Origin of the sequence: Propionispira raffinosivorans DSM 20765 (assembly GCF_000381065.1) — a bacterium.
Classification (GTDB): Bacteria; Bacillota; Negativicutes; order Selenomonadales; family Selenomonadaceae; genus Propionispira; species Propionispira raffinosivorans.
The window spans coordinates 33,265-57,211 of the sequence record NZ_KB905864.1 but is presented as its reverse complement, the minus strand read 5'-3'; the positions used below and the strand labels follow the sequence as shown (position 1 = coordinate 57,211).

General features: G+C 40.7%; 21 protein-coding genes and 1 other annotated feature. Of the genes, 4 read left to right on the top strand and 17 right to left on the bottom strand.

The window, feature by feature from the left end; translation table 11 throughout:
• Window positions 1-405 precede the first annotated feature (405 nt).
• From F606_RS0116670 to F606_RS0116615, 12 genes are all read right to left on the bottom strand, one after another.
• A complete protein-coding gene (locus tag F606_RS0116670) occupies window positions 406-687 on the bottom strand; it encodes a hypothetical protein (protein WP_019555029.1) in 282 nt (93 codons plus the stop codon).
• Window positions 688-870: 183 nt separating this feature from the next.
• Window positions 871-1,902, bottom strand: coding sequence for a 3-deoxy-7-phosphoheptulonate synthase (gene aroF / locus F606_RS0116665; RefSeq protein ID WP_019555028.1), 1,032 nt, complete (start codon window positions 1,900-1,902; stop codon window positions 871-873).
• Window positions 1,903-1,923: 21 nt separating this feature from the next.
• Window positions 1,924-2,787, bottom strand: coding sequence for a prephenate dehydratase (pheA, locus tag F606_RS0116660; RefSeq protein WP_019555027.1), 864 nt, complete (start codon window positions 2,785-2,787; stop codon window positions 1,924-1,926).
• A 48-nt stretch (window positions 2,788-2,835) separates the two neighbouring features.
• Window positions 2,836-3,086 (bottom strand) — a binding site (T-box leader).
• A gap of 124 nt (window positions 3,087-3,210) precedes the next feature.
• Window positions 3,211-4,710: a glycerol kinase GlpK gene (gene glpK / locus F606_RS0116655; RefSeq protein WP_019555026.1), complete on the bottom strand. Its 1,500-nt coding sequence runs from the start codon at window positions 4,708-4,710 to the stop codon at window positions 3,211-3,213.
• Window positions 4,711-4,903: 193 nt separating this feature from the next.
• Complete coding sequence (dhaM, locus tag F606_RS0116650; protein WP_019555025.1) at window positions 4,904-5,293, bottom strand: dihydroxyacetone kinase phosphoryl donor subunit DhaM; 390 nt, start codon at window positions 5,291-5,293, stop codon at window positions 4,904-4,906.
• A 1-nt stretch (window position 5,294) separates the two neighbouring features.
• Window positions 5,295-5,930, bottom strand: a complete 636-nt coding sequence (gene dhaL / locus F606_RS0116645; RefSeq protein WP_019555024.1) for a dihydroxyacetone kinase subunit DhaL — start codon at window positions 5,928-5,930, stop codon at window positions 5,295-5,297.
• Between the two features lie 15 nt (window positions 5,931-5,945).
• Window positions 5,946-6,935, bottom strand: a complete 990-nt coding sequence (gene dhaK / locus F606_RS0116640) for a dihydroxyacetone kinase subunit DhaK (protein ID WP_019555023.1) — start codon at window positions 6,933-6,935, stop codon at window positions 5,946-5,948.
• Between the two features lie 152 nt (window positions 6,936-7,087).
• Complete coding sequence (locus F606_RS0116635) at window positions 7,088-8,302, bottom strand: anaerobic glycerol-3-phosphate dehydrogenase subunit C (protein WP_019555022.1); 1,215 nt, start codon at window positions 8,300-8,302, stop codon at window positions 7,088-7,090.
• 11 nt (window positions 8,303-8,313) lie between these two features.
• Window positions 8,314-9,561, bottom strand: coding sequence for an anaerobic glycerol-3-phosphate dehydrogenase subunit GlpB (gene glpB / locus F606_RS0116630; protein WP_019555021.1), 1,248 nt, complete (start codon window positions 9,559-9,561; stop codon window positions 8,314-8,316).
• The gene (gene glpA, locus F606_RS0116625) at window positions 9,558-11,165 is read right to left on the bottom strand and encodes an anaerobic glycerol-3-phosphate dehydrogenase subunit GlpA (RefSeq protein ID WP_019555020.1); all 1,608 of its coding nucleotides are present in this window, start codon (window positions 11,163-11,165) and stop codon (window positions 9,558-9,560) included. The genes glpB and glpA overlap by 4 nt, the downstream gene beginning before the upstream one ends.
• A 112-nt stretch (window positions 11,166-11,277) precedes the next feature.
• A complete protein-coding gene (glpK, locus tag F606_RS0116620) occupies window positions 11,278-12,777 on the bottom strand; it encodes a glycerol kinase GlpK (protein WP_019555019.1) in 1,500 nt (499 codons plus the stop codon).
• 81 nt (window positions 12,778-12,858) lie between these two features.
• Window positions 12,859-13,593 (bottom strand): MIP/aquaporin family protein, encoded by a 735-nt coding sequence (locus F606_RS0116615; RefSeq protein WP_019555018.1) that lies wholly within the window; start codon window positions 13,591-13,593, stop codon window positions 12,859-12,861.
• A gap of 468 nt (window positions 13,594-14,061) precedes the next feature.
• Between F606_RS0116615 and F606_RS0116610 the strand changes: the two genes are divergently transcribed.
• On the top strand, window positions 14,062-14,388 hold the full coding sequence (locus F606_RS0116610; protein ID WP_019555017.1) for a helix-turn-helix domain-containing protein: 327 nt from the start codon (window positions 14,062-14,064) through the stop codon (window positions 14,386-14,388).
• Window positions 14,389-14,555: 167 nt separating this feature from the next.
• Window positions 14,556-16,112, top strand: coding sequence for an ABC-F family ATP-binding cassette domain-containing protein (locus F606_RS0116605; protein ID WP_019555016.1), 1,557 nt, complete (start codon window positions 14,556-14,558; stop codon window positions 16,110-16,112).
• Between the two features lie 44 nt (window positions 16,113-16,156).
• On the opposite strand, the gene F606_RS0116600 is transcribed toward F606_RS0116605, so the two are convergent.
• Both F606_RS0116600 and F606_RS0116595 read right to left on the bottom strand, forming a co-directional pair.
• Window positions 16,157-16,756, bottom strand: coding sequence for a DMSO/selenate family reductase complex B subunit (locus tag F606_RS0116600; RefSeq protein WP_019555015.1), 600 nt, complete (start codon window positions 16,754-16,756; stop codon window positions 16,157-16,159).
• Window positions 16,757-16,771: 15 nt separating this feature from the next.
• Window positions 16,772-19,030: a DMSO/selenate family reductase complex A subunit gene (locus F606_RS0116595; protein WP_019555014.1), complete on the bottom strand. Its 2,259-nt coding sequence runs from the start codon at window positions 19,028-19,030 to the stop codon at window positions 16,772-16,774.
• Between the two features lie 175 nt (window positions 19,031-19,205).
• Between F606_RS0116595 and F606_RS23375 the strand changes: the two genes are divergently transcribed.
• Together F606_RS23375 and F606_RS22020 are read left to right on the top strand one after the other, a co-directional pair.
• On the top strand, window positions 19,206-19,337 hold the full coding sequence (locus F606_RS23375; RefSeq protein ID WP_169558437.1) for an NAD-dependent epimerase/dehydratase family protein: 132 nt from the start codon (window positions 19,206-19,208) through the stop codon (window positions 19,335-19,337).
• Entirely contained in the window at window positions 19,295-20,146 is an 852-nt protein-coding gene (locus tag F606_RS22020; protein ID WP_169558436.1) for a TIGR01777 family oxidoreductase, read from the top strand. Before F606_RS23375 ends, F606_RS22020 begins: the two co-directional genes overlap by 43 nt.
• Before the next feature lie 82 nt (window positions 20,147-20,228).
• Here F606_RS22020 and larE read toward each other — a convergent pair whose 3' ends face one another.
• The 3 genes from larE to preA all read right to left on the bottom strand — a co-directional run bounded on the left by larE (window position 20,229) and on the right by preA (window position 23,919).
• On the bottom strand, window positions 20,229-21,044 hold the full coding sequence (larE, locus tag F606_RS0116585) for an ATP-dependent sacrificial sulfur transferase LarE (RefSeq protein WP_019555013.1): 816 nt from the start codon (window positions 21,042-21,044) through the stop codon (window positions 20,229-20,231).
• A 333-nt stretch (window positions 21,045-21,377) separates the two neighbouring features.
• Window positions 21,378-22,616 carry a hydantoinase/carbamoylase family amidase gene (locus F606_RS0116580; protein ID WP_019555012.1) on the bottom strand — a complete coding sequence of 413 codons (1,239 nt, stop codon included), beginning with the start codon at window positions 22,614-22,616 and terminating at the stop codon, window positions 21,378-21,380.
• A gap of 46 nt (window positions 22,617-22,662) precedes the next feature.
• Entirely contained in the window at window positions 22,663-23,919 is a 1,257-nt protein-coding gene (preA, locus tag F606_RS0116575) for an NAD-dependent dihydropyrimidine dehydrogenase subunit PreA (protein ID WP_019555011.1), read from the bottom strand.
• Between the last annotated feature and the right edge of the window lie 28 nt (window positions 23,920-23,947).

The following is a 23,947-nucleotide window of genomic DNA, read 5'->3' as shown; positions in this document are numbered from 1 at the left end:
TTAGTTGTTGTTTTCAAACGCAAGCGTTCGAAAACCGCACATCTGGCTTGATACATGTTGGTGTACATATATCTTTTTGTTTTCTACATTGTTTAGTTTTCAAAGAACACGTTGCTGGCACTTGCTTAAGTCAGCTTGTATAGATTATCACATCCGCAAGCGGCTGTCAATATCTTTTTTTGAAACCAGTTGATGACTTGCGTTAAAGACAAGTGAATCGGTGATTTCGTTTTTCGCCGTTGTTCTTGGCGACTTATAATATACTACACGCTTTCAACTTGACTGTCAATACTTTTTATTGAAATTTCTATTAAATTTCAATAAAAACAATTTTCTTTCGAAACGCACTTTGCTAATGACGACTTTCCTACTATATAAAAATCCCGCTCTGATTTCATCGAGTACTTAATCTTTGCAAACCTTACTGCTGCCTTCTATGTAGCGGATAAATAAACTGTCATCTAATATTTCATCATCCATTTGAACCCCACATTGATGCAGTTGAATTGAAACCCACATTTTATTTTTCTTACTGCCCTGTTCTTTGTATTCTTCCGTATATCGTTCTTTCATCGCCTGAGCAGTACTGTAACTCGATGTTGCATTTAAAATTTCCGTAAATACATTTTCTTCACCTGCTCCATATTCTATTTTTAAGATCAAAAATAGTTTCATGTTTTTTTTCATAATACATACACCCCTCATCATCTTTATTATCTTTCCATTTCACTAAATTGCATTTGTCAGAAAATTGTCCTGATTAATTATAACGTATTTCTAGATTTCTGCAAATCAATTGTCCAGTTGCTATTGTTTTGTAAAAAAAGCTGCTTTTTACATCATGCAAAAGCAGCTTCCTACTATATAATATTATAAAGTATCAATTGCGAGTTTTTCTTCACGCATAAATTTTGCTAATTTAAATACACCATTCATGACTTCATTATAATTTTCCGGTGTCAATGACTGTGGACCATCGGAAAGAGCTTTCGCTGGATTTGGATGTACTTCCACCATTATACCATCAGCCCCAGCCGCAATTGCCGCATAGGCCATAGGTTTTACCATTCTCCATTTTCCGGTTCCATGACTAGGATCAACAATAATTGGTAAATGGCTTAAATGTTTAACAGCTGCAATCGCACTCATATCAAGTGTATTTCGTGTATATGTTTCATAGGTACGAATTCCACGTTCACAAAGCACAACATTTTGATTGCCTTCACTCATAATATATTCTGCAGCATTTAACCATTCATCGAGGGTTGCTGCTAAACCACGTTTTAAAAGAATTGGTTTACTGCCACGACCGACTTCTTTCAACAATCGGAAATTCTGCATATTACGAGCACCAACTTGCAGCATATCAGCATATCGCGAAACGGTTTCTACAGCTTCTACCTCTGTCACTTCTGTAACAATCTTCAGCCCTGTCAAATCACGTGCTTCAGCAAGATAGCGCAGTCCTTCGTCTTCCAGTCCTTGAAATGAATAAGGTGAAGTCCGTGGTTTATAAGCACCGCCGCGTAAAAATTGAGCACCTGCTGCTTTTACAATTTTTGCCGACTCAAATAACTGTTCTCTTGATTCGACCGCACAAGGTCCCGCCATAACCACAATGTTGCCGCCGCCAATCTTAACACCATCCACATCAATAATACTCGAGGCTGGGTGAAATTCACGACTGGCAAGTTTGTAGCTTTTAGAAATTTCCACGCTTTTTTCCACACCATCCATAGCATCAATCGCTAAACAAGCCATCAGTCTTTTATCCCCGATTACACCAACAATTTTTTGTGATGCACCTTCCATAATTTGCGCTGTCAGTCCAACACTTTGTATGGATTCAATAACCGCTTTTATATTCTCTGCTGTTGCTTCTGTAGTCATAATGATAACCATAATAATACCACCTTTTTCTTTTTATTTTTTTATATTTTCATCAACATAAGTCACGGGAAATGACCCTAAGTTTTTGAGCCATAAACTTTTTTGCTGAATTGCCAAAATCGCGGCATTAACATTTTGTTCCTGCGTAGACCCATCCACCTCAAAGAAAAAAATGTATTCGCCAAGCCCCGTTCGAGCTGGTCTCGATTCAATCCGCGTCATGTTGACATCACGTTTCGCAAATTCTGACAAGACCGCACAAAGACTACCCGCTTTCTTACCATCAATCTGACAAACTAAAGAAGTTTTATTCGCCCCCGCGATAACAGCTTGTTTTATTTTTGTCAAAACAAAAAAACGAGTGCAATTTGTCAAAGTGTCCTGAATCTCTGTATCCATAGTCGTCAAACCATAAAGTTCACCAGCACGCTGCGTTCCAATGGCAGCATACCCAGGGGGTCCGCTTGCAACAATTTCAGCTGCCCTGGCTGTACTGGCTGTCTGACGAATTTCAATGCCTGCATAATTCTTTTTTAGATATTCCCGGCACTGTGCCAAAGGCTGCGGATGCGAAAGTATTGTCGTAATGACGTCTTTAGGATATTTTGTCATGAGTTGATTATGGACCGTCCAGACGATTTCCTGTTCTACTTGCAAATCAACTTCATGCGCCAAAGTATCCAACGTAATATTAATAGATCCTTCTATTGAATTTTCGACTGGAACAACACAACGTTCAATCACACCATCGGCGACAGCCTGAATGGCTTCATAAATCGTATCATAAGCAAATAAGTTCCAATCGCCTGCTTGTTTATAATTCAAATATAATGCTACGGCCTCACTATGTGTACCTTTTGGTCCTAAAAAACCCAATGTGTTTTGCTGTTTTAACAAATTAGTCTCGCACTCCTTTCTATATGTATCAAAAAACCCCCGTCCTAATAAAAGGACGAGGGTTATACTCGCGTTACCACCTTAGTTATTCATTCAAAAATGAATATCTCTGTAAAGTACAGGCTGAAAAACCGATACTCTCCTTTTTTTAACGGCAAAGGCTCCGACACCACCTAAAGAAATGTTTCAGCGGGTAACTCCAAGGTGAACTTCAACAAATTTTCATATACCGGGTTTTCAGCGCCCCCGGTTCTCTGCAATAATCTAAAATGTTTACTTTTCCTCTTCATTGTCTTTGTACAAAATTAAATTATTAACAGTATAACAGGTAATGTTAACTTATGCAATAATATTTTTTCATATTGCATATAGGCATCTCTCACAAACGAACATTCGTCCCTCTACGATTTGAATTTTAACCAATCAAACTTTATCAACCCAGCTCATAACATGCGAAACCGCATTTTGCCAGCCAGTGTAATAGTCTTCTCGTTCTATTTCTGTGATCTGAGGGGTAAAACAAACATCTTCTTGCCATTTTTTCTTTAATTCGTCCGTATCTTTCCATATGCCAACAGCTAGACCAGCAAGATAAGCAGCTCCAAGTGCAGTAGTCTCGCGAATTCGTGATCTTTTTATAGGAATGCCCAAAATATCTGCCTGAAACTGCAGCAAAAGATTATTATTACTTGCTCCGCCGTCAACTTTCAAATCTTGAATCTTCATTTTTGTATCGGATTCAATTGCCTCCACAACATCACGAACTTGATAAGCCATCGCCGCCAATGCCGCTCGTACAATATGAGACTTGGTCGTATCATTTTTCAAACCAATCATCAAACCACTTGTTTGCATATCCCAATAAGGGGCACTTAACCCACGAAAAGCCGGAACAAAATAGACACCACCAGAATCTCCCACTTTTTTTGCCAGCCATTCAGATTCAGCTAGCGTATCTAAAATACCAAGACCACTCTTAAGCCATTGAATCGCTGCTCCAGCAACAAAAATACTGCCTTCTAGTGCATATGTAACTTTACCATTAATGCCCCAGGCAATGGTTGTAATCAAGCCATTGTTCGACTGATAGAATTTTTGCCCGGTATTCATTAAAAAGAACGAACCTTCACCGTACGTGTTTTTTGCCATTTGAGGCTCAAAGCAGCATTGTCCAAACAAATCCGCCTGTTGATTGCCCGCATCACCGGCAATTGGTATTTTAATCCCAATTAAACTCGGATCTGTATAGCCATAAATTTCACTAGATGAACAGACTTTCGGCAGCATACATATAGGAATATTTAAATACTGCAATAAATCTTCATCCCACTTTAATTCCCGCAAATTATAAAGCAGCGTTCGGGATGCATTCGAATAATCCGTTGCAAAAATCTTCCCACCACTCAGTTTCCACATAACCCACGTATCCATAGTTCCAAAAAGCAGCTGCCCCGCTTCAGCTTTTGCCTGCGCACCCGGTATATTGTCTAAAATCCACCGTATTTTGCTGCCAGAAAAATATGAATTGATAACCAGTGAGGTTTTTTGGCGAAAATCTTCTTCTAATCCCAATTTACGGAGTTCACGGCAAATATCCTCTGACTGCCGTGACTGCCAGTTTATGGCATTATAAATTGGTCTACCAGTCATCTTATCCCAAACCACCGTTGTTTCCCGCTGATTTGTTATGCCAATTGCTGCAATTTCTTCTTTTTTAATTCCTGATTTTTCAATTGCTTCCTGTGCAACAAGAAGCTGTGTACTCCAAATTTCCTCTGCATCTTGTTCCACCCAGCCCGGTTTTGGATGAAAAGATACAATCTCCTTTTTCGCTACCGATACAATATTAGAGTCGTTATCAAAAATAACAGCCCTGTTTCTAATTGTGCCTGTATCTAAAGCCAATATATACCTTTTTTTCATGCCAAATTCTCCTTCATCCTGACTGCAAAAGCCGCTGCTTTTCTTTCAGTTTTGAGATAACAAAAATAAGATGAAAATTAGTTTCATCTTATTTTATCCCATTTATAATCTTATGAAATATTATAGCATTCTTTTATCAATATCTCAAACATCACCCATAAACACTTGTCATCTTTCGCCTGTTTTTTATCTGTTATATTTTCCGCAACGTACATGCTCCAATAGCGGTTTTCAGAACGTCTTTGAGCATCGCCCCCGTTGATGCCTGCACCGCTGCGACAATCGTACCTTCAACAATAGGTGCATCTGCAATACATACATTTTGTCGGAGTTCTTCATCTAAAAATTCTAGTGCTGTTTCTGCGCTTAATACAGCACTGCCCAAGTCTACCATAATTAGTACACCATTTCCTGTATTTGCTTTCAGAATAGCCTCTTGGATTTTGAAGGCATCTGTGCCAATTTCGCCGTCGGCAGTCCCTCCGGCGGCAATAATATTTACATCTTTTGCCATTTGTTGGGCGATATCTTTAATTCCATCTGCAACTTTAGAACTGTGAGAAACAATAACTATGCCTACCATCTTAAACGCTCCCTTGACTACGAAAAAAATCAAGTAATGCCTTTATCATAATAAAAGAAGACGTTGCTCCAGGATCTTGATGTCCAATGCTGCGTTCACCCAAATAACTAGCGCGCCCTTTCGTTGCAACAATTGTTTTTGTATATTCAACACCATTTTGAGCCGCCACCGACGCTAGATTTAAACAATCCAAGAGTCTTTTACCATCACGAATTCCTACGGAGAAAGCTTCCAACGCGGGTTCCAATGCATCGAGCATTGTTTTTTCGCCACGACTTGCCTTGCCCCGTTCTTTTATCCCCGTTATGGCTGCTTCCCACATGGCTTGCACCGTAATGGCGTCCAATTCAAATTTGCCGGTTGCCGGCACCGCAGCTCTAAGAATAGCTGTACCATAAAGCGGTCCAGCTGCCCCGCCAACGGAAGAAATTAAAGTCATGGCTACAGTTTTTAATACAAAACCAACATCTTTATCTTCATCCAACCCACTTAGTTTATGAATTACGGCCTCAAAGCCTTTCGCCATATTAATCCCATGATCCGCATCACCGATTTCCCGGTCTAGCTCCGTCAAATATTCTTTATTTGTGATAATAGCCTGCCCGATGGCTATTATTGCTGCAACATGCTTGCTCATCAATAGAACGCCTCCTTAATTTTGCACCAATGATGGTGTATCGGCTGGTGCGAAGAGCAATTCCTTTAATTCAGTATCCAATTTTAAAATGGATATAGAGAACCCCCCCATATCTAATGCCGTCATATAATTGTTTACATATGTTTTGGCAACTCGTATTTCTTTACTGGCTAAAATTTGAGAAACTTTACGATTTATAATGTACAGCTCCATAAGCGGAGTAGCTCCTAGCCCATTTATCAAAACCGCAACTTCATCTTTTTGGCTAACATTCAACGCATTGAGTATTTTATCCATAAGCTGGCTGGTAATTTCATCCGCAGTTTTTAACGCCTCACGATGTGTACCTGGTTCGCCATGAATTCCTATGCCGATTTCCATTTGATTTTCATCCAGAAAAAAACTCGGTTTACCAACTGCGGGGACGGTGCAAGATACAAGTGCCATTCCCATAGAACGTACATTGTCAATTACTTTTTCCGCGACTCGTTTTACATCATCTAAATCTGCACCGGCTTCTGCCTTGGCACCTGCAATTTTATGCACAAAAATAGTTCCCGCAATACCACGACGCCCAGTTGTCCAAGTGCTGTTTTCTACAGCCACATCATCGTTAACAATTACTTTTTCTACTCGAATTCCATCCGCTTCAGCCAATTCACCGGCCATTTCAAAATTCAATACATCGCCCGTATAGTTTTTTATAATAAGCAGTACGCCTTTTTTTTGATCTACAGCTTTAATTGCTTCATACACTTGATCTGGAGTAGGTGAAGTAAAAACGGACCCAGCAACTGCGCCGTCTAACATTCCTTTTCCAACAAAACCACCATGTGCTGGTTCGTGACCACTACCGCCGCCACTTACCAATCCGACTTTTGGGGAAATTACCTCTCTTACGAGCACATTAAATCCTGGTAATCTTCTTACGGTCGGATGAGCAGATACAATACCTTGGAGCATTTCTTCAACTACTTGGTCAGGATCATTAATAATTTTTTTCATTGAAATGGAACCTCCTCATATCTATTTATTGATATATTTCTCTACTGCAAGTCTTCTTCCTCTAAAAAGCTGAAAAATATAATAAAGAATAGCGCTATACCCCATTCATGACAAATGCCAGAGAGAATAGTTAAGGTAGCTATCCATATTGTTTAAACATCATAAGCTGCGCTCAGTACCTCAATTGGATGAACGGCTTTAATCCCCGCCCCATGTTCTATCTGCATGCGGCAAGTACCACACTCTGAAATGACGGTATCTATCGAAGATGCTTTGATCTTTTGGAAAAGTTCTTGACCCACCTGCATTGAAATTTCATATTTGTCTTCTTTAAAACCATAATTTCCTGAAATACCGCAACAACCTGCATCTGCATTTTCAACAACAAGATTTGGCACAAGCGATAATAATTCTAGTGCTGGTAAGCCGATCCCTTGTACACGCAAATGGCAAGGTGCATGATAAATATAGCTGCCACCTTCATGATTAAAATTCTGATCAAAACGATTTTTTTCATGCAATTCTAATAAAAACTCACCAGCATCATATACAAATTTTGCATTTTCATGCAGACCAGGAAAATCAAATAGTTCCGCATATTCTTGTTTGAGCATCAACGAACAACTTGTGCAACAAGTAAGAATTGGGTAGCCTTGCTCCGTCCACTTACGAATTAATGCCGTATTGGTACGCGCATTTGCCTCTGCTTCATCCAAATATCCGGTTACAACCAATGGTGAACCACAGCAGACGAAATTCTCATCAACAATAACTTCATACTTATTTTTCTGCATAACTTTTACAAAAGCAATGCCAACATTTGGATCATTTTCATTGATATAACAGCCTGGGAAAAACACGACTTTATCTGGATACGATTTTTGCTTGATTGCGCGAAATTGCTGTAAAAATGATTTGCTTGCATATTTAGGCATAGGCCGTTTCGATGCAATGCCAATCAGCTTGAGCATACCTGTTTTACGTCCGAGATCCGAACCTAAATTCGCGAAAAAGCTGCCAAATGGTATTTTACGCGCCATCTTTATCATTTTTTCCCCATGTGCCAATATATGATCTCTGAGCAAATGTGAATGACTTCTATAATATTCGCCGCGCTGTAACATATTTAACGTTGAAACTGCCACGCCTGACGGACAGGAAATATCACAATTCTTGCAATTTGAACAATATTCTAGTGATGCCTCTGCATCCGGCTCCGCAAAATTCATGCGACTTTGTGCCGGCCCAACCAGTTTAGGCCCACGAAACTTACTTGTTGCAGCTGATACTGGACAAGTTGTAATGCAAGATGTACAAGCTGTGCAATAATCGGCTGTTCCTTTTGGATTTTCTTCTAATGTCCCCATAATAACCCCTCCTAAAATGACATAGCTGCCTGATAAGCAGATACCAATGCCACACCATTTCCTGATTGTTCAAAGCAAAAATCATACCCGCTAAGATTACGCCCGGCAACAAAAACATTGTTTATAAAACAATTGCCAACTTCGTCCAGTGGACGCATCTTCTCATCTGTCTCAACTCCAACCTCAGCAAATGGTTGTTTTTGACTAGAAAAAAGCTTTTCATTGGCCCATTCTTCGGGGTTACCCTTAACCCGCACTGGAATATTAAAAATTGGTTCTTTTATGATAGGGAAAGTCTCCATTTGCAGTCCACCACCATAAAAACCGCCAGTTGCCAAAATAAAATGATCGGCTTGATACATCTGTTCTCGCGCAGCATTTTGCGTAGTGATTGATAGACACGTTTGATTGTTTACCGTAGAACCAATCACCTTAGCATTTTCAACCATCATTACATTGTTTTTTTTCAAATAACCTAAAAGCATACTTTGAAGTCTTAACCCGTTGGCGGCTGGCGGTAAACCCGTACTTTCAAGAACCTCACATTGTAAATCTTTTTTCATTTTATCCAAAATTGCATAATCAGGTTTTACCCCTAAAACTTGTGGTAAAATCACGACACTATTAGCTTTGACAGAGCCGCGCAGTTGCTTTAAGCAGCTTTCATAGCCTTGCGGTGTGTTAAGCCAACGAGCGATATCCAAAGTGCTTAGATCTCTGCCCGACTCTATATCAGCATCCACCATGATGGACGTATAATTTTTTTCCTTACCTAAACTTTGTTCAAGATTCTCTTTCATTACATGTATATAATGATCTTTTAAGCGGTTAAAGCCAATAAGAACAATCTCTTTGTTCTTTAAGCAAATATCTCCCAACATCGTTTTTGGAACCAGACAAGTGGGTTTCATTGTCCCGAGCGCAGTCACAACCCATTGATGTTTTGTAAGACTTCCACTGTACGGATAGTTTTCTTGTTCACACAACTCCATAAAAAATGCGACTGCATCTTCCACTATGTCAGTACCTATTTTTGTATAAGGATGCGCCTCAGGCAAAGCCCTAACTCCGTCAAGTGGCGTAGCACAAACAGTTTCATCGATTGGTCTCGCCATAATATCAATCAAACCACTATTTAAAGGAAAAGTACCCGAACCATATGTGATCAGCGTTACTTTTTTACCACGTTTCGCACTAACGGCAGCTGCCATCAAGCCAGCGAATCCAGCACCAATCACGATTACATCAGACTTTATCATTTTGGACTTCCCCCATTCACATTTAATCCAACACCATAGATGCCTCGCGCCATTTCAGTTTCACGCAATGCATTGCCCCAAAGAACTGGGCGAATACCTTTCCAGCGAGCCTGCAAAAATTCCTGGAGTTGCTGCAGTGATTGCTGCTTTTGATCGATGCTCTCCGCACGCGACAAAATGCCAACACTCCGCAACGAACAAAAATTCCCCTGACAAGTTCCCATTCCCATACGCGTTTTTCTTCGGATATCACTCAACGTAAAACTTGTACCTTCTTTGATAACTTCTTCAATTTCTGCCATTGTTACATTTTCACATTCACAGACTAATTGACGCTCGTCCGGGTTCTTCTCTAAGCGCTCTACTACACGCTGGAATCGATCCGCCCCCAGGCGACTCGCCGCCAGTTCTGTTCCATATGCTGGGAAATATTTGCGTGCTTTCGTCTTTACCTCTTCCGTTACCTCTGGTACCAATGCTTCTTCAGCCGTTCGACATGGCGTAGTCACTTGCAATTTTTTACAAACAATATCCGTCATTTTTTCTGCCATAAGTCGATACGTAGTAAATTTACCACCCGTAATCGTCATAAAGCCATCGAGTCCATCTTCCAAATGATCTAAAATCACAAAACCACGTGATGCACCGCGGCCTTTTCCACCAGATGCACTGTACAATGGTCTTGATCCCGCAAAGGCTCTCAAGACACGATATTTGCGAAGATTTTCAAATGTTTTCTCACCAATTTGCAGCAAACTTTCGATTTCTGAAAAAGAAGAGCTTGTATCTTCAGGATCTTTCACTGACATCGAAGTTGTCCCTAAAATCGTAATAGAACCATGTGGTACAAAAATATCTCCATCGGATGGTACATGCAAACGATTTACAATTCGGCTTGAAATTCTTTGGTTAAAGGCAATCAACGTCCCTTTATCCGGCTGTACATTGACATCAAGTCCCGCCAAAGCAGCAATTTGACCTGACCACGGGCCGGCAGCATTAACCACAAAGTCACAAGCAATAAAATAGGTCTGCTTTGTAAAATAATTGCGCACATCGACACCAATTACTTTACCATTTTTCGAAACAATCCGCATAACCTCTGTATAGGTTTGAACGCGACCACCATAACGCGCCGCTGAATCTATATTTTGCCATGCCATACGAAAACCATCAATGGCAGCATCGGGCACTCTGTAGGCTGCTATGATTTGATGTGATAAGTTTGGTTCTAATTGCCAAGCTTCTTGTGGTGTAATCGGAATTGCTGTGATACCACTTTTCTTACAGCCATCTACCCATTTCCCCTCAAAATCCGCATCATCTTCTGGCAGCCGAATAAATAATCCTTCCGTTGCTTCTACACATGATTTCCCGATTTTACGTAAAATAGAATTTTCTTCGATGCACTCTCGAGCAGCTTCTTGGTCCTTTACTGCATAACGGGCTCCACTATGAAGCAAACCATGATAGCGGGAACTTGTCCCATTTACCATATCCAGCTTTTCTAAAAGTAGTACATCAACGCCGCGCATCGCTAAATCACGCAGTATTCCAACACCAGTTGCTCCGCCGCCAATAACGACCACTGTTGCTTTTTCCATATTTTTATCCCCTTTACCGACAGTCTTACTTGTATTTTTTAATAGGAAAAGATTCTCTCATAAATTAATATAAGAGAATCCCCCTGCCTGCATTTAATACTTTACACGCGGCCTATTCTTCTTCTTCCCAATGCATGGAGTGTTTTACGGCACGCTGCCAGCCACGATAAAGTTTATCACTTACTTCTTTGTCCATCGCTGGGGCAAAGCGATTATCAAGCACCCATTTTTTGCTGAGTTCAGAGTAATCTTTCCACACGCCAACAGCAAGTCCAGCGAGATAAGCTGCGCCTAATGCCGTCGTTTCAATTACTTTTGGACGTTCAACAGGAACTCCTAAAACATCGGACTGGAACTGCATCAATAAATTATTGGCACAAGCACCACCATCCACTTTTAGGGCTTTCAGCTTTATATGTGAATCTTCTTCCATCGCACTCAAGACGTCGCGTGTCTGATATGCCATAGAATCTAAAGTTGCTCGAACGATATGCGCTTTTTTCGTGCCACGCGTCAGTCCAATGATCGTTCCACGCGCCTGCATGTCCCAATATGGTGCACCAAGTCCAACAAATGCTGGTACAACATAGACCCCGCCTGCATCTGGAACTTTTTTCGCGATCCATTCTGAATCCGAAGCAGATTCGAGCATATGCAATCCGTCTCTAAGCCATTGAATCGCAGAACCTGCTACAAAGATACTGCCTTCTAATGCATAGCTGATCTTACCATCAATCCCCCAGGCAATCGTTGTAACTAAACCATTATCTGACGAATACATTTTGTCGCCTGTATTCATCAGCATAAAACAGCCTGTACCATATGTGTTTTTTGCCATACCAGCTTCAAAGCAGTTTTGTCCAAACAGTGCAGCCTGTTGATCGCCAGCTGCGCCGGCTAACGGTACAGTAGCCCCAAATATGCCGGGATCGGTATGTCCATAAACTTCACTGGAATTATGAACTTCTGGCAGCATATTTGCCGGTACATCAAGATATTCTAAAAGTTTTTCATCCCATTTAAGTTCTTTTATGTTATACAACAAAGTTCTGGATGCATTCGAATAATCTGTCACATGAAGCTTGCCAGCGCTGAGTTTCCAAAGCAGCCATGTATCAATGGTACCAAAAAGCAGTTCACCACGATTCGCTTTTTCTCTAGCGCCCTCAACATGATCAAGAATCCATTTGATTTTAGTTCCAGAAAAATAGGCATCAATTACTAATCCCGTTTTTTCCTTAAACTCTTGTTCCAATCCTTTTTTCTTCAGATCATTGCTAATTGTTGCTGTTTGCCGTGACTGCCAAACAATTGCATTATAAATTGGTCTGCCAGTCGCTTTTTCCCAAACAACAGTTGTTTCACGTTGATTGGTAATCCCAATCGCAGCAATATCACTTTCCAAGATTCCAGCCCGCTCTATCGCTTCTTTCGCTACCGTAATTTGTGTGCTCCAAATTTCTTCTGCATCATGTTCTACCCAGCCTGGTTTTGGGAAAAATTGTGTGAATTCTCTTTGTGCCATTGCGATAATATTTGATTCATTATCAAAAATAATTGCTCGATTACTCGTAGTTCCCGCATCAAGTGCCATTACATACTTTGTTGTCATTTTAAAAGTCACTCCTCGTCATATTATTTACTTATAAAACTATAAATTTAAAAAATTTCACGAACTTCAATGAATCGTATTTTAGATGATTGCAAAAAGCTTAGCTAGAACAACCGCAACCGCTGCGCCAGCCATTGGGGCAACAATCGGCACCCAGGAATAACTCCAATCCGAACTGCCTTTGCCTGCAATCGGTAAAATTGCATGTGCGATACGAGGACCAAGATCACGTGCAGGATTTACAGCATACCCTGTAGGGCCACAGAACGATAAACCAACTGCCCAAACTGCAAGTCCCGCCATATAAGCTCCCATTCCATTTGTGAATCCAACAGGACCAGAAACCAATTTGCTGCCAAATGATATAAACAAGAAGAATAATAACGTACTCGCGATAAATTCACAAAGTGCATTTGCACCATAACTGCGAATTGCCGGAATCGTACAAAAAATTCCTAGTTTAGCGGATTTATCTTCCGTCACTTTCCAATGTGGTAAATATGCAAGCCATACCAATGCCCCCCCAACAATACCACCGAAAAGTTGTGCAATCATAATTTCAATTGCAACTGGTACGGAATAAGTGCCCATTAACAATTTAAAAAAAGTAACCGCCGTATTTAAATCACCTGTATTTCCAATTGCCAATCCACAACTGACTCCCATGACAACACCCATGGCCCAGCCCGTATAAACCACAATCGGACCACCGCCAAGACCTTTTGATTCTTTTAAAGATACATTAGCTACAACGCCACAACCAAAAGCGATCAGTACCGCCGTTCCAACAAATTCACCTAATAAAACATTATCCATTTTCATTGCTCCTCATATCAAATTTTCCGATACTCAAACATAGCGCAACACGACTTTACATATATTTGCAATATTAAGAATATTACAAATATATTCTAGAATTAACTTGTTTTCCCCTCCTTGAATCTATCCGTAGATTTTTTGTCTTTAGCATCCATCATGCAATTTAAAAACTTTTTATTGTAGTTATGATTTACAGAAAACGGTTTTTCGTTTTTCAATTGCAAACAATACTAAATTACATCTCTGAGACAGATATTATCATATTATTTCGTATCAGTCAATACGTAATATTATGAATATTTTCTATATTAAAATGTTTTTTCGTGTTTAAACATTTCAATATAGAGAATATGATATAATACTATAAATAAGAGTTTTATCGAATTGACAATTTTAACTTGAAAATCATTGAAAACTCTGTATAATTTCGTATATACCGTTACGAAAAAGGAGGTGTACGCTATTTTGACACGAGAAGACTATATTAAATCGCTCATAAAATCACACGGTTATAACTTAAAAGAATTTTCAACGCAAATTCAAATGCCGTATACTACTTTATTATCTATTTTAAATGGTTCTATTGGTGGCGCAGCGGTGGATAATATGTTAAAAATCTGCTACGCACTGCATATAAAAATCGAAGATTTAGATCAGCTGGAAACAGATGCTGGAATGGTAACCAAAAATCAAGATGATGAAGCGGATATAGATGCTTATCTATTAAAACTAATCCGTGATCTTTCCACCGAAAAACGTATTGCACTTAAAATTCTTTTAACGAATATGTAATCGAAAAATATAACATAGTATAACCAATAAGGTTGACTTAGTCTAAAAACTAGCCCAACCATTTTTTTATTTTCAGCAAAATTTTTTTGAAAGATTTGCTTTCACGCTGACAATACGATATTCTACAATAAAATAAAGTAATAAAATGAATAGATAGGTGGCTGTAAATGAGTGTATTAAATGTTGAACATGTCTCCCATGGCTTTGGAGCAAGAATTATTTTAGAAGATGCGTCTTTTCGACTCTTAAAAGGTGAACATGTTGGTTTGATTGGTGCAAACGGGGAAGGAAAATCCACTTTTTTGAATATTATTACGGGACAGCTGACTCCTGATCAAGGTAAAGTGTCCTGGTCCAACCGTGTATCCGTCGGTTATCTAGACCAGCATGCCGTTTTAAAAAAAGGTATGACAATCCGTGATGCCTTGCGTACCGCATTTGATGATATGTACAAACTCGAAGCCGAAATGCTCGCCTGCTATGATAAAATGGGCGATGCGACTCCAGCTGAAATCGATAAAATGATGGCAGACGTAGGTGACATTCAAGACATTCTTGAAGCCAACAGCTTCTATACAATCGATTCAAAAATTGACGAGGTATCAAATGGTCTCGGACTTCGTGATATCGGGCTTGAAAAAGATGTAGCCGATCTCAGCGGTGGTCAGCGAACAAAAATACTTCTGACAAAATTATTACTGCAAAACCCAACCATTCTAATTTTAGATGAGCCAACCAACTATCTCGATGTTGAGCATATCGCCTGGCTTACAAATTACTTAAAAAATTATGAAAATGCCTTTATTCTTGTCTCTCATGATTTACCTTTTCTCAATGATGTTATCAATGTGATTTATCATGTAGAAAATGCTGCATTAACACGTTATACTGGCGATTACAACCGCTTTCAAGAAATGCATGAAATTCGCAAGCGGCAAGAATCTTCTGCTTTTGAACGGCAGCAGCAAGAAATCGACCGTATGGAAGATTTTATCCAACGCAATAAAGCCCGCGTAGCAACACGTGGCATGGCTAACAGCCGCCAAAAACGGTTAGATAAAATGGAAGTGCTCGAAAAGCCCAAAGAAAAACCAAAACCTCATTTTCAATTTAAAGAAGATCGTACGCCAAGCCGGTTTGTCATTGATGCGAAAAAACTCGTACTTGGTTATGATGAGCCCCTCACCAAAGCCGTTAATTTACAACTGGAACGAGGGCAAAAAATTGCCATTCGCGGGGTAAATGGCCTTGGGAAAACCACGTTGCTCAAAACATTGCTCGGACAGATCCCCGCCCTTGCTGGCCATATTGAATTGGGTGAGTTTGTTGAACCAGGCTATTTTGAACAAGAAACAAATCAGGGAAATGACAATACAGCTATCGAAGAAGTTTGGGAAGAATATCCTGGCATGACCAACTATGAGGTCCGGGCTGCCCTCGCTGCTTGTGGTCTTACCAATGAACATATAACGAGTAAAATGCGCGTATTAAGCGGTGGTGAAGCCGCCAAAGTACGACTTTGTAAAGTCATGCAGAAGAAGATCAACCTCTTGGTTTTAGATGAACCGACGAACCATCTCGATGCCGATGCCAAAGATGAATTAAAACGTGCTCTTAAAGAATATAAAGGCACTGTATTACTCGTATCGCATGAGCCTGATTTTTATCAAGATTGGGTTTCCGCTGTCTGGAATGTTGAAGGCTGGACAACAAAAATCGTATAAAAATAAAGACCTGCGCTGTGGCACGGGTCTTTATTTTTTTCAGTTTATATTTTTTTATCACCAGATACCGTTAAGGCATCACGATGCGGCGAAATAATCAGGGCCGGTTTTGTTATAGCAGTATCCGGCAAACCAGGCGTGCTGCGGACATCCCCATATTTTTTCTGCAAAGACGACAATGTTCCATAATCTAAAACCCGCATTGGACAGGCATCAACGCAGACTGGATTTTTACCAACGACTAATCGATCTAAACAAAAATCACATTTTACGGCCTGTTTCGTCTGCGGATTTAATTGTATCGCACCATATGGACAAGATTTAATACATTGCTGGCAGCCAATACACTTTTGTTTATCGATCATGACAATACCATCTTGTTCCCTCTTTTGCAGGGCTCCAGTTGGACAGGTTTTCGTGCAGACGGCTTGTTCACAATGATTACAGCTAACGGAAATCCAGAAAGCGTATACCTGGGGCTCCCAAGCCGGACCGTTTTTTTTAAAAGTTCCGCCCGCTACTTCATATACTTTTCGAAAAGAAGCTGTCGCCTGTAGATCATATTTATCCTTGCAGGCAATCTGGCAGGTACTACAGCCAGTACAATGTTTTTGTTCAAAATAAAAAGCAAGTTGTTCTCCCATAGCGCTCCTCTTTTCCTATACCTTCTTGATTTCAACTAAATTCGTATGTTGTGGATTGCCAAAAGCCAATGGCGTTGGTTGATATTTTGTCAAAGTATTGATACTCCCCCGTTGATCAATTCCCTGGGAATCTGGCATCCACCAAGCTCCCTGCGGTACGGATACCACACCTGGCATAATCCGTGATGTCACCTTGGCCGGCAGTTCAATTGTACCCCGTTTATTATAAACCTGAACCCGATCATTTTGTCGAATGTCGCGAGCGGCAGCATCTATTGAATTAATCCATACTGCTTGCCTCTCTACTTCCTCCAGCCATTTGACATTATCAAAGGTTGAATGAGCGCGGCGCTTAGAATGGGCACCTATACATTGCAACGGATACTTTTCAATCAGCGGGTCTGCTGGGCCTTCCCAGGCTGGTATATATTTCGGTATTGCCGGTATTTTAGCTGGTTTTTTCATCTCCCATAACCGCGCTGAAAATAATTCGATTTTTCCTGATGGTGTGGGGAAGGAATACTTACTAGGATTCGCGATCTGGTTTTCAAAGGCAATCGCGGGTCTATCGTGCTGCCAGCGATAAATACCTTGTGCTTTAAATGTTTCATAGGCTGGGAATCCTGGATTTTGTTTCGCCGTTTCTGACACTAAATATTGCAGCCACGCATCCAATGATTTACCTTCGGTAAATTCATCTTTTAAATTTAGTCGCTCAGCTAAATCGCTGACCCAATCATAGCCATTGCGACATTGACCGACTGTCTCGACAGCTTGATTCATATATAAGACATAATCGCCATAGGCCCATGATTGCACAATATCATTGCGTTCCATCATATTATCGGCAGGCAAAATAATATCGGCAAACTTGGCACTAGCTGTCATAAACTGATCATTCACCACAATGCATTCTACAAGCGATTCATCCTGCAATAACGCCGCTGTTTGATTAGCATCCGAATGCTGATTTACCAGACAATTACCGGCAATATTAAAAATCAGCTTAATATTCGTCGATAAACAGTTCACTCCCTGTACGCTAAAATCGCCTCCCATCCCTTGACCATGCAAAATCGCATCCGGCCAGCTAAAGACGGAAATTTTTGCCTTACAAGGATTTTCGTAAGGAATCGCTGCGACGAAATGATTACGCGCTTCATTCCCCTTGCCAGAAGCCCAGCCGCCCGCAATTCCAATATTGCCGGTCATCGCTGCTAAAACTGGACCACTTCTAGCAATCTGTTCTCCATACGCATGACGCTGTGGCCCATACCCTTCGATCAAAGCTGCCGGCTTTGTTGTCCCGTAAGCTCTAGCCAATTCGATAATCACATTTTCTGGTATACCTGTAATAGCTTCTGCCCAAAGCGGCGTTTTTTCTGTTTTATCCGTACTCAAACCCAAGATATAAGACTTATAAGAGTTGCCGGGCAAAATCCCCTCTGGCATATGTTGTTCATCAAACCCAAGGCAAAATTGATTTAAAAATGCCATATCATATAAATTTTCCGTTATTAAAACATATGCCATCGCCGCTAAAAGCGCACTATCGGTAGTCGGCTTAATCGCAATCCATTGATCCGCTAAACTTACAGCCGTATTGGAATAAATGGGATCAATCACAATAATTTTGGCACCTGCTACTTTGGCTTTTTTCAAATAATAACTTGTATTGGTCCCCCAAACCGTGTCGGCTTGATTCCAGCCAAGCAAAATCAATAATTTCGAATTTACCCAGTCTTCGCGACTATTACCGGTCTGATTCGTACCATATGTATAAGGAGTAGCAATACTCGTACAAGCTGAACTATACGTTCCATAATACGAAAGATAGCCGCCATAGAGGCTCAGCAATCTTTTTAGCCAGGTTCGTTCCGAGACTTGCCCCGCATTACCTGTCCCGTAATTTAAATAAATAGCCTCCGGACCATAAGTCTGCATCACCTGTTTTATTTTATCAGCAATATAATCCAGTGCTTCCGGCCAAGTGATTTGTTCAAATTCCCCCTCGCCTCTTTTGCCAATACGTTTTAATGGATATAACAAACGATCCGGATGATACAGCCGATCTCGATAGGCACGACAACGTAAACAGCCTCGCAACTGAAAATACGAAGGTGTATCCGGTTGATCATCTTCATTCGTAATACCAACAACACGACCATCACGAACCTGTACTTTAAGCAAACACCGCCCGCCACAATTATGCGACCCCGAAGTATAAACAAATTTTTCCTCTTTTTGATCTAACTGTACGACTTTTTCCTGCATCGCTGTGTCCTCCATTTTCTTTAAGACATTCTATATATTTTATCATCCTCACTGCCCGTAAACAAATACCAAAACTGCCGTTTAATTCAGTCCGACGCAGGAATTCCCCTAAACCAACAGAACTGTAGCTGTATAAGAATAATTTTATGCGACTTAATGGCGAGGAGAATGTATTATGAATATTTTGCTTACTGGCGGTACCGGATTTATTGGCAAAGCCCTAACGCAGCAGCTTTTAAGTCAGGGACACGCGGTTACGTTACTGTGCCAAAAAGAAATACCAAAAACTCCGGACTATCTTATTTAATCAGTCCTGATGCCAGTCTATTACTACCACTAAAACAAATAACCGCTTTCGACGCGATTATTAATCTGGCCGGCTACAATATCGGCAAAGATTTTTTTTGGAACCGGACAATCAAACGAAAAATTCTCGAAAGTCGAATTCAACGAACAAAACAAATTGTAACTAGCCTGCTCGCTGCAAAAAAACAAGGCCTGGCAATACCAGCTTTATTAATCAATGCCTCTGCCGTCGGTTATTATGGGATAAATCCAGGGGGAATCATTACCGAAGATTCCTCCTCTGGCAGCGGATTCTTAGCAAAAGTTTGCCGTCGGTGGGAAGAAAGTGCCGATCAAGCCGCCGAAGCCAATGTAACCGTTATACGACTGCGTTTTGGAATTGTCCTCGGAAACGGCGGCGGAGTACTAAAAAAAATGACAATACCTTTTTCCTTCGGCATGGGTGGTATCCTTGGCAATGGCGACAACTGGGTTTCGTGGATTCATCGCGATGACCTGATAGCCAGCATCCTCTTTGCCCTCTCTGGGCAATTAGCTGGTGGTCCCTACAATGTGACGGCCCCCAATCCAGTCTCAATGCAGGATTTCGGCAAAGCTCTGGGGGCGGTTCTGCATAAAAAATGTTGGACCAAAATGCCCCCCGCTGTAGCTCACCTCATCTTTGGTGAAATGGCGGATGAAATTTTACTTTGCAGTCAAAGAGCAATTCCCCAGGGCTTAACATCACAAAATTTCACGTTTCGTTATCCGACACTTCCCGAAGCACTTCACCAAATATATAACCCTAAAAAACACCATGATACAAAATAAATTCTCACAAAAAAAGTATTAGCACAGCGCTAATACTTTTTTCATGAAAATTTATTCGTAAAAAAACGTCTCCTAACGCTTATTAATTTGGCAATGTCTCATTCATGCTGCCCATCCGATAGCCAGCTAAATCAATCGTTACAAAAACAAAACCTATTCCCTTGAAATATTCTGTAATTTTCTTAGCAACGCCAGGTTCCACCAATTTACCAATTTGCTCGGATGAAACTTCAATTCGTGCCAAATTTTTATGATACCGCACCCGAATTTGACCACTACAATACTGTTTCAGATAAGTTTCGGCCTGTTCTACTTGTTTCAATCGTTCTGGTGTGATCTTCACTCCATAGGAAATTCGCGATGACAGACAAGCACCGCTTGGCTTATCCCAGCTTGACAGACCCCACTCTTTTGAAACGGCTCGAATTTCCGCCTTGGTTAAACCAACTTCCAATAAAGGACTTCTGACTTTGGTAAATTCAGACAAAGCTTCCATTCCCGGACGATAATCATCCACATCGTCCGCATTTGACCCTTCCAATACCCACGAAAGCCCCTGACTCAATGCCCAATTTTCCAATACAGAAAAACGTTCTCTTTTACAAAAATAGCAACGTTTGCTTGTATTCGCAATAAATTCCTGACTTTTAAGTTCACTAATTAAAATTTCAGTATGTTTTATATGAATACTCTTGGCAAACTCAATGGCCGACTGCCGCTCCCCTTCGGGAAGTGTTTCTGATAAAGCCGTAACCGTAACAGCATTATCACCCAAAACCTTTTTCGCTGCTGCTGCCAAAAACGAACTATCAGCCCCCCCAGAAAAAGCTACCGCGACTTTCCCCAGATCAACCAACACTCTATTAAGTTTAGCTAATTTATTATCAATTTCTTCCATATTATGCATCTCCAAATTCAATTTCTATAATAATAGATTGCAACTATATAGAACACATAAAAGAAACCTTTTAATCGCTCCATCCTATATTTCACCTTTAAACTGTTTTTAAACATAAAAAGACCAAGGAATAACTCCCTGGCCTTCAGTATTTCTGATCAGCTTAATACATAGTATTCTTGCATGTTTAATTATTCTTATAATTTATATAATATCACCTGTAGAATACATAGTCAATATGTTTATAATAAACTACAATCCATTTTGTTATAAAGCAAAAAGACCAGAAATTTGATCTCTGGTCTTTTCTAACGCTGCCGTTCTGTGCCGCCATTATGCTTTTAAAGCCTTGTCGGCTAAACGCAAAAATGCACTAGCCGTAATCTCTAGATCAGCATCTGGTGTATCTTCTTGCTTACAATGTGACAGTCCTTTTGCTGACATAGCAAACATCATAATTGACGGTACTATTTTAGCCATTTCAGCTGCATCATGGAGCGGACCGGAATACATCGTAGTATCTTCTCCCGTTTCTTCTTTGACTGCTTCTTTACAAAGTTTAGTCAAGTGTGGATCAAAAATAGTCGGTTCAATATTCCAGATTTTTTCCCATGTCACTATCACATTATGTGTTTTAGCAGCGGCTTGTGCTGCTGTATGCGCTTCGGCAAACATCGCCTTTAATTTTTCCGGATCGATTGATCGCTGATCGAGCGAAATCGTACAAGTTTCCGGCACAATTGTAACAACATCCGGTGTTACACTGACTTTTCCGACGGTACAGACACCATCATATTTTAAAGCAATTTCACGAAAACTCAAGCTCGCTTGAGCCGCTGCTAAAAAAGCATCCTGACGCATTAAAGTGGGGAAAGAACCAGCATGAGCTGCCTGCCCTTTAAATTTAAGATAATGACGTTCACAACCGGTAATGCCATAAACACAAGCAACGGATTTTTTTGTCTGTTCTAGAACTGGACCTTGCTCAATGTGCAGTTCCAGATAACCGGTAATATTTTTATCGGCAAATTCCGCATGAACTTCCATAATATGGTCAAGATCCACATCATAGGCTTTTAATGCATCAACCAAAGGAATACCATCATTATCCTTGAGGTCAATAATATCTTTTATATCCATCGTCCCTGATACAGCTGAAGACCCTATTAGACTGCGACCAAAGCGTCCACCTTCCTCATCGGCCCAGTTTACAAGATAGAGTGTTTTTTTAGGCTTTACACCATTTTTACCATACCGATGTATGACTTCCATTCCAGCAACGACGCCCAAAGCACCATCGAGCCAGCCACCGTTTGGTACGCAATCCAAATGGCTGCCAATCAAGATTGCCGCTTCCGATTCCCCCTCAATTTTTGCCCAGCTGTTACCAGCTTTATCAATGCTGATTGTTGCCCCTTCAGCGATCATTTTTTCAGCAAACCAATCTCTGGCTTTTTGCCAAGTTGGTGTCCAAGCAATTCGCTGCGCGCCATTTTCATCGGAAGTCATTGCTGCCAGTTCTCTTAAATTTGCCACTACCCGTTTTGCCCCTAATTTTAAGTCATATTCCATTTCGTTTCCTCCTAGTTTTACCATTTATCATAAAAACAACCTTAATTTAAACAATATTACGAAGCTCTTCCACCGGTTTATAATAGGAAGTTTTCATAACGATGATCTGTTTCGGACAAACTAAACTGCACAAAGAACAACCATCGCATTTATCCACATCAATCTGAATTTTATGATTGACGGCCTGAATGGCACCATATCCCGATTCATTGCAGGCAATCAGACATTTCTGACAAAAAATACATTCTTCAGCCGTGGTTAGTGTCGCTTTAGCGGTATACTCCCGACTCAAATTAGTATGTGATGTCATTTTCTTGGCAGCGATGCCACAGATATCGCTTAATTTCGCAATTTTTTTCTCCAACATATAGGCTTTCAAACCAGCCAGCATCGGCTTGATAATTTGAAAACCTTCCAACATCGCTGCCGTACAAATTTGCACGACACTTGCGCCTACGGCGATATATTCTATAGCATCCTGCCACGTACCAATACCACCAATACCATAAATTGGGACATCCACCGTACTCGAAATCTGCGCTACACATTTTAACCCGATTGGTTTTACGGCATAACCGGAATAGCCGCCATAGGTTGACTGCCCCTGTACGGTCGGCATGGGTGACAATGTATCTAAATCGACCCCCATTAGGCACTGCACTGTATTTATGGCCGCAATGGAATCTGCCCCCGCCGCCGCAACATTTTTCGCAATGGCCGTAATATCCGTAACATTTGGTGTCAATTTTACAATAACCGGCAACTCTACCGCTTCTTTAACCCATTTGGTAATCATCGCGGCAATTTCAGCGCTCTGACCTATCGCCGCCCCAACCCCTTGTTCCGGCATACCGTGCGGACAGGAAAAGTTTAACTCCAACGCATCCGCACCAGCACGTTCCATTTTGTAGGCAAGATTTTTCCATGAGGCTGCCGATAAATCTGCCATAATACTGGCAATCAAAATCTTATCAGGATATTCTTTTTTAAGAGCGCGGATTTCTTCGCTCCAATAGCTGCAGTCTTGTTTACTGACCAATTCAAAATTCTCAAAGCCTATATTCTGTCCTTTTTTATCTTTGAGAACACTAAACCGCGGACTCACATCGCTGATTTGCATATCATCTGGTTTGATGGTCTTGATGACAGCTCCGCCCCAGCCCATTTGAAACGCTTTTCGGATAAAGTTCCCGTCGGACGTCGGTGGCGCCGAGGCTAAAATAAAAGGATTTTCAAAATGCAGTTTACCGATATCGATACTTATATCCACATCATCTGTGGATTTTATTTCATTTATATTCATAAAAAACTCTCTCCTCAATGCACCGGAC